The 12,522-nt window shown below is 48.9% G+C and carries 9 protein-coding genes; 8 read left to right on the plus strand and 1 reads right to left on the minus strand.

The features are described from left to right. The first annotated feature begins 126 nt into the window (after nt 1-126). The 5 genes from MUG09_RS03415 to MUG09_RS03435 all read left to right on the plus strand — a co-directional run bounded on the left by MUG09_RS03415 (nt 127) and on the right by MUG09_RS03435 (nt 7,753). A complete protein-coding gene (locus MUG09_RS03415) occupies nt 127-1,998 on the plus strand; it encodes a TRAP transporter permease (RefSeq protein ID WP_244775352.1) in 1,872 nt (623 codons plus the stop codon). Between the two features lie 22 nt (nt 1,999-2,020). Further along, nucleotides 2,021-3,040: a TAXI family TRAP transporter solute-binding subunit gene (locus MUG09_RS03420; protein ID WP_244773574.1), complete on the plus strand. Its 1,020-nt coding sequence runs from the start codon at nt 2,021-2,023 to the stop codon at nt 3,038-3,040. 120 nt (nt 3,041-3,160) lie between these two features. Next, nucleotides 3,161-4,627 (plus strand): sulfatase-like hydrolase/transferase, encoded by a 1,467-nt coding sequence (locus tag MUG09_RS03425; RefSeq protein WP_244773576.1) that lies wholly within the window; start codon nt 3,161-3,163, stop codon nt 4,625-4,627. Between the two features lie 215 nt (nt 4,628-4,842). Continuing rightward, complete coding sequence (locus MUG09_RS03430) at nt 4,843-6,336, plus strand: lactate racemase domain-containing protein (RefSeq protein WP_244773578.1); 1,494 nt, start codon at nt 4,843-4,845, stop codon at nt 6,334-6,336. 235 nt (nt 6,337-6,571) lie between these two features. Further along, complete coding sequence (locus MUG09_RS03435) at nt 6,572-7,753, plus strand: iron-containing alcohol dehydrogenase (RefSeq protein WP_244773580.1); 1,182 nt, start codon at nt 6,572-6,574, stop codon at nt 7,751-7,753. A 105-nt stretch (nt 7,754-7,858) separates the two neighbouring features. Here MUG09_RS03435 and MUG09_RS03440 read toward each other — a convergent pair whose 3' ends face one another. Further along, on the minus strand, nt 7,859-8,791 hold the full coding sequence (locus MUG09_RS03440) for an ATP-binding protein (protein ID WP_244773582.1): 933 nt from the start codon (nt 8,789-8,791) through the stop codon (nt 7,859-7,861). A 281-nt stretch (nt 8,792-9,072) separates the two neighbouring features. On the opposite strand from MUG09_RS03440, the gene MUG09_RS03445 reads away from it, so the two are divergent. The 3 genes from MUG09_RS03445 to MUG09_RS03455 are packed head-to-tail and all read left to right on the plus strand — an operon-like array spanning nt 9,073 to nt 12,503. Then, on the plus strand, nt 9,073-10,074 hold the full coding sequence (locus MUG09_RS03445) for a LacI family DNA-binding transcriptional regulator (protein ID WP_244773584.1): 1,002 nt from the start codon (nt 9,073-9,075) through the stop codon (nt 10,072-10,074). Nucleotides 10,075-10,130: 56 nt separating this feature from the next. Beyond that, nucleotides 10,131-11,132, plus strand: coding sequence for an ADP-ribosylglycohydrolase family protein (locus MUG09_RS03450; RefSeq protein ID WP_244773586.1), 1,002 nt, complete (start codon nt 10,131-10,133; stop codon nt 11,130-11,132). A gap of 57 nt (nt 11,133-11,189) precedes the next feature. Further along, nucleotides 11,190-12,503: an ABC transporter substrate-binding protein gene (locus MUG09_RS03455; RefSeq protein ID WP_244773588.1), complete on the plus strand. Its 1,314-nt coding sequence runs from the start codon at nt 11,190-11,192 to the stop codon at nt 12,501-12,503. Nucleotides 12,504-12,522 lie beyond the last annotated feature (19 nt).

The following is a 12,522-nucleotide window of genomic DNA, read 5'->3' on the forward strand; positions in this document are numbered from 1 at the left end:
AATTTATTCCTGCAGTCTGCATATATCGTAAAAGCAGAATGTGACAAGGAATCAAATTTCCAGGGGTTTCCCGCAAGAAATCAAATAATCGTTGTTTGTATAGTAGTGTGGGGGTGTGAATTGGATATGTATGTGCGCAAAGTAGCCAAGTATTTGAATGAGAGCGCAGCGCTGTGTTTGACGCTGTTTGTAATATACACGGCAGTAGTTGGGATTAGAGTGGACATGATTCAACGTGGCATGGTTCTGTTGTTTGTCATGATCATGGTTTTTTCTGCCGAATTGAGTAAGGACAAGATTAATTACCTGGTTAAAGGAATTATAGCTCTTTTGATGATTACAGCTGGGTACTCCTTACTGTACCAAGTTACAAACTTCAGGCAGATTGCAGTTAGTATGGGTTCAATCAATGCATTTGAATTTTTTCTTGGAGCAGCACTGATAGGTATACTATTGATAGCCACAAAACTGACTATCGGATGGCCGATTGTCATCATTTCGAGTTTATTCATCCTATACACTCGATTTGGCAGTGTATTGCCAGGAATGTTCAGGCATCGGGGATATAGGTGGAGCCGAATTATCTCTCATATGGTTACCGGGACCAGCGGAATATTCGGTACTCCGCTGGGTACTGCCGCAACCATGGTTGTGATGTTCATCATTTTTGGAAGCTTTCTGGAAGCTTCTGGTGGTTCGGCATTTTTCATGGACTTGGCGATTGCTCTTACCGGGAAAAGCAAGGGTGGACCCGCTAAAGCTGCGGTAATTTCCAGTGCTCTTATGGGGACAATTTCTGGCAATGCTGCCTCAAACGTGGTAACAACAGGGACGTTTACCATACCCTTGATGAAAAAGACAGGGTACGAATCTCATGTTGCCGGGGCAATTGAAGCCGTTGCCTCAACAGGAGGCCAGATTATGCCTCCCGTGATGGGTGCTGCCGCATTCATCATGGCAGAGATGATGGGCCTTCAGTATAGTATCATAGTTCTGGCAGCAATTATTCCATCGGTCCTCTATTATATTTCTGTATTTACCATGGTTCATTTTGAAGCAGTAAAGAAAGATATTTCATCAATGAGTGAAAGTGAAATGCCGGATTTACGAGAAACGTGGAAGAAAAATTGGCATACGCTATTGTCGATTGTTGTACTCGTTGCCAGTCTTGCCATGCGGTATTCTCCCGTCAAGTCTGCTTTGTTTGGGATAGTCACTGCACTGGTATGTTCATATTTTCGGAGTCACACCCGAATAACCCCTAGGAAATTGCTTGATGCGCTTTTGTCTGCCGGGCAGAACGTTGTTGGCGTAGCCATAGCATGTTCCTGTGCTGGAATCATCATTGGTTCAGTATCCTTGACAGGATTAGGCTTGAAGATCAGTAGCATCATCATTGCGGCTTCCGGAGGGAATCTGCTATTGGCTCTGCTTTTTACCTTTGTTACGCTCATTATCTTAGGTATGGGAATGCCGACGGCAGCTGCATACATAATGGTCGCTACTTTAGTAGCTCCCGGATTAATTGAAATGGGCCTGCATCCAATCGCGGCTCATATGTTCTGCCTGTATGGAGCTGTAATGTCTTCCATCACACCTCCTGTAGCACTTGCTGCATATGCTGCATCAGGAATCGCAAAGGCAAACCCAATGAAAATTGGATTCACTGCATGTAAATTCGGGCTCGTGGCCTTTATTGTTCCCTTTTTCTTCGCATATCAACCTGCTTTGTTGTGGATTGGGAATGCTACGGAAATAGTACAGGCAATTCTCACTTCTGTGGTTGGCGTAGTAGTCCTTGCAGCGTGCTTGCAAGGACATGCAAGAGTTAAAGTTTCACTTCCTTTGAGAGTAATTGGATTTATCGGAGCTCTTGCGTTGATGTATCCAGAAGTGGTGACTGATTTTGCTGGCTTGGTTCTCGTAGCAATTGCTATGGTTCCGCAAGTATTCAAGAGAAAAGAAAAGACTATCGATATGCCCAAGTTAGGTGGGTAGGTAATACAATTGGAGGATGATTATGAGAAAGATTTTTAGTATGGTATGCATCACATTGTTTTCACTGTCATGTTTGTTCGCGGCGGGAACAACAGAAGCCAAGCCGGCAGCAGCTGCATCGAGTTATGGAAAAGTCCCTGCCTATTTGTCGATTGGAACAAGTCCCAGTGGGCAGGCGGCATACACCATGGGAGCCGGCATTGCGAGCGTTGTGAATAAGGCGAATCTTGGCACTACGATGTCGGTTGAAGAGACTGGAGGATTTCCTGTCAATGTTCAGTTACTCATGAATGAGGAAATCGAGTTTGGCATCATCAATAACATGATGGCAGAGCAAGTGTATTCTGCAACAGGTCCCTATACGAAATACGAGAAAGGGAAAGTTCTTTCTATGATGAATATGGGCGCCGCTGAAATGCACATTATCGTTCCCGCGAACAGCGCTATCAAGACTGTATATGACTTTAAAGGTTATAGGGTTGGGGTAGGGCAGCCTGGTGGTATTGTTCTGGACGTCACAACGATGTTCCTCGACGCATTGGGATATAAGGCGGATGATTTTAAACGATTTGATATCAACCTTGCGAACCAGTGCAGCTACATGCAGGACGGCCAGCTTGACGTTGTTATGTGGATTGGTGGTGCTCCGCTTGCTGCAGTAAGTGAGCTTATCGCAAGCAAAGATGTCAGATTCATTGAAATAGATGACGAGGCGATTAAGAAAATGCAGCAGAAGAGTTCGGTAATCGAGAAGACAACTATTGCTGCAAATGCATATCCTGGGCAGACGAAAGCGGTTCAGACTTTCTGCACTCGTCAGGTTCTGGTTGCACGGGATACGGTTTCCAATGAAGCGGTGTATCAAGTCACCAAACAGATGATGGAGAATGTGAAGGATTTGGCTGCTATACATATCAGCATGGGATCCATCTCTCCCCAAACAGCTACCCTTGGATTGAATGCCAGTACTCCGCTACATCCTGGTGCTGCAAGATACTATGCAGAGATTGGCATGGATGTTGCTGCTATAACTGCTAAATAAGACGTTCTGCGAGAACGCGTTAGCGAATCACGGATATTCAGTATCCGAACTCCCTTTTCCTAAGGGATTTCGGATTTGGGCTTTTGTTTTCGGTAGAGAGCCCACAAGAGAGAGGTAAGAATGGACAAACCAAATATCGTATTGATAATGACTGACGAGCAACGAGGGGATGCGATAGGAGGTCTTCCGGGTTCAGTGGTGGATACTCCCTATTTGACCCAGTTGAGAACACAAGGGGTATACTTTCCGTATGCCTACTCGGCTTGCCCAGTCTGTGTTCCTGCCCGAAGAACCCTATTGAGTGGTAAAAAACCAGCTACCCATGGGGTTTTGATGAATTATAGAGTTTCTTTGGAAGGTGATACGCTTCCAGGACTTCTACAAAAAGCTGGATATCAGACACATCTTAGCGGGAAGCTGCATCTCTTCCCTGAACGCAAGCGCTATGGATTTGAATCCTCTGATTGGGCTGATGGATGTTACAGCTCGAATCCAGACAATGATTACAATCGTTTTCTTCTTGAAAACGGTCAGTTCAATGAAGCCGGCTTGTCGCATGGAATGAGTTATAACGGGTATGCTGCTCGACCATACCATCTTGATGAAAAATTTCATTACACTACTTGGTGTACTGATATGGCTTTACGCTTCATCGAACGAAGGGATAAGACTGCACCATTCTTTCTAAATGTCAGTTATCACCAACCTCACGCTCCCTGCACGCCTCCAGCTTATTACTACAATAAGTATTGGAATGCTGATATTCCAGAACCTTGTGTAGGTGACTGGGTTGACGATCTGCCCAATACGCAGAATGGAATGCCTGTCAATGCTTGGCGTGTCGATCCTTCCTCCCGCAGTATCCGGGAGTACCGAGCAGGATACTTGGGTTGTGTTGAGCAGATTGATCACCAAATAGGGAGAATTCTCTACAAGCTGCCTCCCAATACCATTGTAATCTTCCTTTCTGATCATGGTGAGATGCTGGGCGACCATGGATGGATCCGCAAACGCAGTGCATATGAGGGTTCCGCACGCATTCCTTTTATTATGTGGATGCCTGATGCATATGCCAAGAAGTTTGGCATCAAGCAAGGAACTGTATCCGACCTTCCAGTCGAATTGATGGATGTGCTTCCAACAGTTCTTTCCATGGCGGATATTCCCATTCCAGAGGATGTTGATGGGATATCCCTTCTTCCGGCAATGCGTGGAGAGAAGGTGGATAGGGACTATATTCACGGAGAGTGCTGCAGACTCGAAACCATCGGTACCGGAATGCAATTCGTGACAGATGGAAAAGAGAAATATATTTGGTATCCGGCCCTTGCAAAGGAGCAGTTTTTCGATTTGGTGATAGATCCGCAAGAATTGACGGATCTTGCCAAGTCCAAGGAGCATGTAGGAAGAATCAAGGTATGGCGTAATCGCCTTATCAAGGAGCTTGAAGGCCGTCCTGAAGGTTTTGTTAAGCAAGGATCATTACAAGGCCTCAAGGGGCCAACACCATATTGTCTTTCAGAAGAACTGCTAGCTTCTGGCAGCAACTTGAAAGACACTGATAATGGAGAGACGACGAAACAATAAGGTGAATGAGCTTCACCAAAGATAATTGGTTGCTACAGTAGTGACTTTAAATGAACGCATTCAGGTATCAATAGGTTTCCTGGATTTGCCGAGCATTATTGCAGGCTTTGCACAGATGTACAATGAACTTGCCCATGCCAATGGACATGGAAATGAGGATACCAGTGCCGTTTACAAGGTATTCGCAAAACAGTATGAAAAGGAGAGTAAGTAGGATGAAACTGGATTTTGAGTATGGGGAAGGTACCATTTCGGCGAATCTGCCTGACAACACTGATGTATTCGTACCTGGCGTAACCGTCAAGGATCCACCTGCTCTTGCCCAGGATTGGGATACTCTCTATGCCGAGACACTGAAGAGTATTCAAAACCCGATTGGTATGCCACCGCTGACCAAGTTGGCAACAATGGGCAGCAAGGTCGTGTTTATCATCCCGGATATTGTGAAGGGAGGCCTTCAACCGACCAGCCATCGAAAGGTCGCCATCACTGCATGCTTGGAAGAGTTGTATAGCGTAGGCGTTGAAAAAAAGGATATCTTGATGTTGATATCCAATGGCTTGCATCCGCGTGCAACGGTGGATGAGGTGCACAAGATACTCGGGGATGACCTGTTTTACGATTTTTATCCATATGGACAGGTTACAAGCCACGATTCGGAGGATTGGGAGCACCTTGTGGATTTAGGCTATACCGCTCATGGTGATCATGTGATCATGAACAAGTATGTTTATGACGCCGATGTAGCTATTATGATCGGACATTGTCAGGGTAATCCGTATGGTGGCTATTCAGGTGGGTACAAGCATTGCACCTGCGGGATCACCCATTGGAAGAGCATTGCTGCCCACCATGTGCCGTCGGTCATGCACCGTGTTGACTTCACGCCTGTTTCGGGAACCAGTGAGATGCGCAACAAGTTCGATGAGCAGGGCATGTTCATGGAAGAGAAGATGGGTAAGAAATTTTTCTGCTGTGACGGCGTGCTAGATTCTGCTTCCCGTCAAATGGCCATCTTTAGTGGGTATGCCAAGGAGATGCAGCCGGCAAGCTGGAAGGTTGCAGACAATCGTACGTATGTGCCGTTCGCTGAGAAGAAGTATGATTGTATCGTATTCGGTATGCCCACGAATTTCCATTATGGAAACGGCATGGGAACAAACCCGATTCAGATGATGCAGGCCCTTTCAGCACAGGTGATTCGTCATAAGCGGATCATGAGCGATCGCTGTGTGTTCATTGTTTCCACCATCTGTGACGGATATTTCCACGATGAACGGTGGCCGTATCTGCGTGAGATTTACACCATGTTCCAAAAGGACTATATGAATGTTCTGCCGGATATGAACCGCTATGGTGAGTATTTTGCAACGAACGAGGAATACATCCGCAAGTATCGCTATTGTAATGCGTTTCATCCTTTCCATGGCTTCTCGATGATGAGCTGCGGTCACATTGCGGAGATGAATACATCTGCCATCTATATTGTCGGTGCACGCGAGCCGGGAATTGCCAGGGGGATGGGTTTGAAGACAAGGTCAACATTCGAGGAAGCTCTTGCGGATGCCAAGCGAAAATATCTGCCGGAGAACCCAAATATTCTAGCTTTGCCGCTTACCTTCAAGACAGGTGCCGTTCATCTTGCCATGAAGGGTGATTCCTACGATGGTACCAATGGCCACCCTGGTGATTGTACGATGATGCATTGATCGGTTAGTACTGTAGATAATGAATGAAAGAGGCTGTTTCCTAGTGAGACAGTCTCTTTTCTCTGGTGAGATGACTCACTCAATCGAAACAAAGGGAGCATGCTTCGAAGGTGATCCTGCTGATTGACAGGATTATTAGGCTGGTGAACCGTATTTTTCGTGTTCTTAAGAGTCTTGTCATGTATAATACCTTTGAGATGCGTCTATATTGAAAGTAGTACAACGGAGGTCAAGCATGCAGAATTTCTCATACTGGAATCCCTCACGGATCATATTCGGCAAGGGTACAATGTCGGAAGTCGGAAAAGAAACAGCAAAATGGGGCAGGAAGGTACTGTTCCACTTTGGGGGCGGTTCCATCAAGAAGAATGGAGTGTTCGATGCGGTCACAGCTTCCCTGAAGGATGCCGGACTCCAAATAGTGTATCTCGGCGGGGTGGTGCCCAATCCCCATCTCTCCTTGGTCCGGGAAGGGATTGCGCTCTGTAAGAAAGAGCATGTCGATTTTGTGCTGGCAGTCGGAGGGGGAAGCGTCATCGACTCCGCCAAGGCGATCGCCTTTGGTGCGAAGCTTCCTGCCTCGCAGGATGTCTGGAACGACTATTACATGAAGGCCGACTACACTATTGCTGAAGCACTGCCTCTTGGTGTTGTCCTGACAATTCCAGCCGCAGGTTCCGAGAGTTCCACCGGATCGGTTATCACCGATGCGGAGCATGGCCTGAAACGGGCGGTCAACAGCGAAACCCTCATCTCCAAGTTTGCCGTGATGGATCCCCAAACCAACTATTCGCTTCCGGCATATCAAACCGCCTGCGGAGCATCCGATATTCTTGCACACCTGCAGGAACGGTATTTCACCACCGTCGAGCATAACGACCTCTCCGACCGCTTGTTGGAAGCCTGCATGCGTAATGTCATCACCAATGCACCGTTGGCCCTGCAGTATCCTGATGAATACCGGTATCGTGCAGAGTTGATGTGGACCGGCACCATCGCCCACAACAATCTTTTGGACAGGGGGCGGGTCGGCGACTGGGCGACCCATGACATCGAGCACGAGCTGAGCGCCTTGTACGACATCGCTCATGGTGCGGGTCTTGCAATTCTCTTTCCCGCATGGATGCGGTATGTCCACAAGGTCGATATCGATCGATTCGTGCAGTATGCAACGCGGGTCTGGAATGTCGATCTTCCGTTGAGTGATAAGGAAGGCATCGTAGAAGAGGCAATCCTGCGTTTGCAGGCTTTCTATAAGCGTATCGGCATGCCGACAACGCTCGCCGATGCAGGAATTCCTGAGGACAAGCTGCGTTTCATGGCTGAAAATGCTTTTGTGGGTGAGCGAACCTACTTGGGGAATTTCCAGAAATTGTATGTTGGGGATGTAGAAAAGATTTATAGGCTGGCGCTGTAACTACAGGACTGGCTGAGTCAAGAAAAGAGCAAGGAAGGCTGACCGGATATGGTCAGCCTCGTTGGTATGATTGTGTGAAAGCTTCTGGTATTCCCTGCTTTCCCATTACATGGTACTTGGAATATAGCGGGTAAACTTCCCGCTCACCTGTTGGGTCAGCCGGCCTTCATCACACAACTGCCTGAGCAACCGGAACGCTTTTGTGGTCTTCAGCCCGAAAACGTCTTCAACTTCCTTCCTTGAGATGGATCCCTTTTGCCTTGCAAGATGCAGGATGGATTGTTTTTCTGAGTCTATTGACTCTCCGACTGTACTCTCGGTTCTTTCTTGCTTCTGGATATACTGAACAACTTCATTCCTGTTTGGAAGGATGCAGGAGAAGGCCCCTTGTACAGCCTTGAAAAGCGGTTTTTTCGGGCAATGTTCATAGAGACGCATGATTTTACGAATGCCGGTTCCGTAGCTTTCCACCAATCGCAGAAGATAGAAGATTGCTGCCAGGTTGGGGTTCCTCGATTGGGATACTCCCAGCTGAACGGCTTCCAAGGAAAGCCCTCGTACCAATCCTCCAAGGGAGATGAACTCCATATGGTCGTCATATACATTGATAATGATGCTTCCGGTGAAAAAATAGTCACGATGGATAAGACAGTTCAACAATGCTTCCCTGATGGCGTCCTGCGGGTAATCCAGAGTATCTTCTCTTAGGAGTCCTGTGAAGCTTGCTTTTGTTTTATTGTAATTGTTGAGGTACTCATAGACATCGCCCAGCTGTTTCAACAACGACCCGGTGAATTCTCTTCTGTCCCGAAATGTTGTAGTATCACGGCCTTGGAATACAGCAACCTTGCAGGAGTGGGTGCATTGGTCTGAGAGCAACATGGCGAGGTTGGTGAAAAGCTTGTCAGACCCTAACAATTTCAGAGTTTCCATCTGTGCACGACCAAAGGCAAGCTGGCGCACATCCATTTCTTTTTGCAGAGTATTGAACGTCAGTTCTTGTTCAAAACTTCTACTCTCTTCAAACGAGGTGCCCATACATTCCATCTTCTTTCTTTCCTTCTCACTGCAGTATTAACGAGAAAGAGAGATCCCCCAAACATAAAATGAATTCCATCGAAACGGGTGCATTGTTCATAATCTCATCCTGACTAGATCCCCTTTACTCTACGAATTCTGAGGGGCACTCTTCACAGCGCTTCTCAATTGCTTCATTTTTTGCTTGCAATATCCAACTTTGGGGCTTAGTATGAAGTATCGGAAACGTTACCAGTAACGTTACCGGAAGGTTTCTCTTGTAAGTAGAGGGGTAGCGGTGCATGACGGCAACAATCATTGACATTGCCAAAAAAGCTGGAGTTTCGGTTTCCACCGTCTCACGGGTCTTGAACAACAAGCCCGATGTGAGCAAGGAAACCCAGGAACGCATCCGTGCAACCATCAAGGACCTCGACTACAGCCCCAACAAGGTGGCACGGAACTTGGTGCTCAAGCGCTCGAATGTCATCGGCTTCATCGCAAGCGACATCACCAATGCAAGCTTCCCGGAACTCGCCAGAGGCGTAGTTGTCAAAGCCAAGGAGTATGGATATTCGGTCATGTTCTTCGATGCCCACAAGGACAGCAGGGTGGAGAAGGAGGCGATCGGGCTGCTGCGAAGCAAGCAGGTCGACGGCATCATACTCTCATTCAATGAAGCCAATCGTGATGAGCTGCTCAAGCTGCGCGATGAGAACTTCCCGGTTGTCCAGATCTACCGCAAGAGCTCGGAGTCGATGATCTCGACCATCGCCATCGATAATGTTGCCAATGGATACTTGGGAACCAAGTACCTTCTCGACGCCGGGCATACCCGAATCGGTCACATCACGACCGGGGATCTGACCCAGTCGGGATATGAACGCAAACTAGGATATCTCAAAGCCCTTACCGAGGCGAATATCGACATTGATGAGAACCTGATAGTTGAAGGCGTAAGCTCGGTGGAAGCAGGCAGGGAGTGCATGGAACGTCTTCTTGAATTGAAGAGCAGACCCACAGCACTCTTCGCCTCTCACGATGTACTGGCCATCGGTGCCTATGATGCAATCCTCGACCGGGGCTTGTCGATTCCCGGCGATATCTCGGTGGTGGGGCATGACAATATTGAAATAGCCAAGATGATCAGGCCCCGGCTGACTACCATCGATACCTTCAAGTACATCTTGGGCCAGGCGAGTGTCGATCTCTTGATAGAAGAGATGGCTGTAGAGTCGCACCAGTGCAAGGAATTGGTATATCCAGGTGAGCTGGTTGTTCGTGATTCCGTACGGATTCTTTAGGTTTAATAATTTTTTTGCATGTACCGGTAACGTTACCGGTACTAAAAGAGGATAGGATGAAAGTAGGTGAAAAGAGCGGTTTGACAGAATGGGAAGAGACCTTCATCGATAGGGCCAAGGCGGCAATGGTTGCCTTGGGGGTGGGGGACGCCGCAGGCGATTTGGGCCGTGATGCCTCCGTCAGACAACAGTATGGGATTCTCAACCGCCTGCTTCCACAAGGCAAGAGTACCGATGACACCGAGTTCGGTGTGCTCTCTGCAAAAGCATTGCTGAACTGCCCCGGCGAGTACAATGCCCGGTATGTCGCCGATACTTGGCGCGCCCTCGTGCTGGACAACGGCGGAGCACTCGACCGCGGTGGAACGCCGTTGTATGGAGCGCTCTGGAACCTCTCGGTGGGAATGAACCCTCCGCTATCGGGCATAGACAACACCCTGAACAATGACGATGGGGCGGCCATGCGGGCGGTACCGTTCGGTATCGCCGCTGTAGGTGATCCCAAGGAAGCAGCCCGCCTGGCAGGCATTGATGCAAGTGTAAGCCACGACCGTGATGGAATCTGGGCAGCCCAGGCGATTGCCGCCTCGATCTCCGTTGCACTTGAAGGCGCCTCCGTCGAAGAGGTTGTTGCAGTCGGCAGAGCGTGCATTCCTGATGACAGCTGGCTTGGAAGGCGGATGGATTTGGCCGATGCAATCCTTGGCGAGTTGTCCGATCCTTTCGACCAGTATGAGGCTCTGCACACCCGGCTTTGGACTCCGCGTCATGCAATCGCCGCCGAGGCTGTGCCCCAGGTTTATGCGCTGTATCGGATGGCGCAAGGCAATTTCAGAAAGGCGTTTTTATTATCAGCGAATTTTGGTCGTGATGCGGATACAATCTGTGCCTTGACGCTCGCCCTCTGTGCAGCCGGGCAGGGCATGCAGGTGATTCCTGAGTCATGGGTGGAGCAGGTGCGTCATCCCTCCGGTGTATGCCTGTCCTTTGCAAAAACGGAGGATCTGGTGGATCTGGGAATCGAATTGGCGCACTTTGCATTGAAGAGAAGAACGTAAGGGATTTTGTGTGATTACATTCGCCTTTGGCGAATTGAATGAATAAGGAGGAACGTTATGAAAAAGGACTCTATGAAAGCAGTGCTCGTGCTGATGCTCATGGTTTGTCTGGTCGGCTCGCTGTTTGCAGCCGGTGCCAAGGAGAGTGCTCCAGCCAAGGAAGTTGTCACCCTTGAGTGGTGGACCTGGGATTCGGAGGAGTACAATGAGGCTTCCCAGCGTGCAATGGTAAAGGAATTCGAAGCAAGTCATCCGAATATCAAGATCAATATGACCTTGCTGCCGACCAAAGGCTTTGAGACCAAGATGACTACCGCTTTGGGTGCCGGTGTCGGTGGACCCGACGTAGCATTCTTCTCGGTGGCCAACTGGTATCCGAAGGCCCTGGTGCTCGACGAGTACATCAAGCGGGACAACTTCGACACCGGTATGTACTACAAGGGCTTCTGGGACACCAAGACACAGTTCAACGGCAAGACCATCGGACTTCCCCTCGGCGTAGGCGCCTCGATCGTCATGTACAATAAGGACCTCTTTGACGCAGCCGGTGTGGCCTATCCGACCAATGATTGGACTACCGACGAGTATCTGGAGATTGCAAAGAAAGTAGCCAATCCTGCCAAGAAGGTGTGGGGTGCCGAGATTCTTACCCGTCCCTTCCGTGCAATCTGGTTCAACCATGGTGAGAATGCCAGGCTTTACAGCCCCGACAGCACCAAGGTCGACGGTTACTTGAACAGCCCCGAATCCCTTGCCGCCTACGAATGGTTCTACGACCTGATGCGCTCGGGTGTAACACCCACCGTATCCGATATGGCTACCTTGAGCACCGAGAACACAGGACCGATCGACCTGTTCATGGCAAACCGCCTGGCAATGGCAACCCTCAACCAAGGGCATATGCTCAACGCTGTGAAGGCCGGCAAGAACTTTGGCGTGGTACGCGAACCTGGTGTCGGAAACAACCCCCGTCACGTGAACGCATGGTCGCTTTTGGTTGGCATCTGGGAAGGCTCACAGCATCCCGAGGAAGCCTGGACGTTCCTGAAGTGGTATGTCGGACCTGAAGGACAGAAGTTCTTGATGGACAATGCAAACCTCTTCCCCTCGATCGACTCCGTGGCAAAGCAGTACAAGGATGCCGACAAGGATTACGTGAAGGGATTTTTGGAAGTCCTCAATGACACCCAGGTTGCAATCTGGCGCGGTGCACACCCCTCCGGAACAAAGGTGGAAGCCTCCATCACCGACCTTTGGGACAAGATCAAGCTTGGCCTGATCACCAAGGATCAGATCAAGGGAGAACTCAATGCACTCGTACCGAAGGCTCAGGCTGTTCTGGACGAAGCAAAGAAGACCCTGCTCTACTAAACACTACCCAAGACCATCC

This window comes from Sphaerochaeta associata, from assembly GCF_022869165.1.
Lineage (GTDB): Bacteria > Spirochaetota > Spirochaetia > Sphaerochaetales > Sphaerochaetaceae > Sphaerochaeta > Sphaerochaeta associata.

Coding starts and splice junctions, on each gene's coding strand:
- MUG09_RS03420 (WP_244773574.1), top strand. CDS start 2,021: ATGAGAAAGATTTTTAGTATGGTATGCATCACATTGTTTTCACTGTCA.
- MUG09_RS03450 (WP_244773586.1), top strand. CDS start 10,131: ATGAAAGTAGGTGAAAAGAGCGGTTTGACAGAATGGGAAGAGACCTTC.
- MUG09_RS03430 (WP_244773578.1), top strand. CDS start 4,843: ATGAAACTGGATTTTGAGTATGGGGAAGGTACCATTTCGGCGAATCTG.
- MUG09_RS03415 (WP_244775352.1), top strand. CDS start 127: ATGTATGTGCGCAAAGTAGCCAAGTATTTGAATGAGAGCGCAGCGCTG.
- MUG09_RS03425 (WP_244773576.1), top strand. CDS start 3,161: ATGGACAAACCAAATATCGTATTGATAATGACTGACGAGCAACGAGGG.
- MUG09_RS03445 (WP_244773584.1), top strand. CDS start 9,073: ATGACGGCAACAATCATTGACATTGCCAAAAAAGCTGGAGTTTCGGTT.
- MUG09_RS03435 (WP_244773580.1), top strand. CDS start 6,572: ATGCAGAATTTCTCATACTGGAATCCCTCACGGATCATATTCGGCAAG.
- MUG09_RS03440 (WP_244773582.1), bottom strand. CDS start 8,791: ATGGGCACCTCGTTTGAAGAGAGTAGAAGTTTTGAACAAGAACTGACG.
- MUG09_RS03455 (WP_244773588.1), top strand. CDS start 11,190: ATGAAAAAGGACTCTATGAAAGCAGTGCTCGTGCTGATGCTCATGGTT.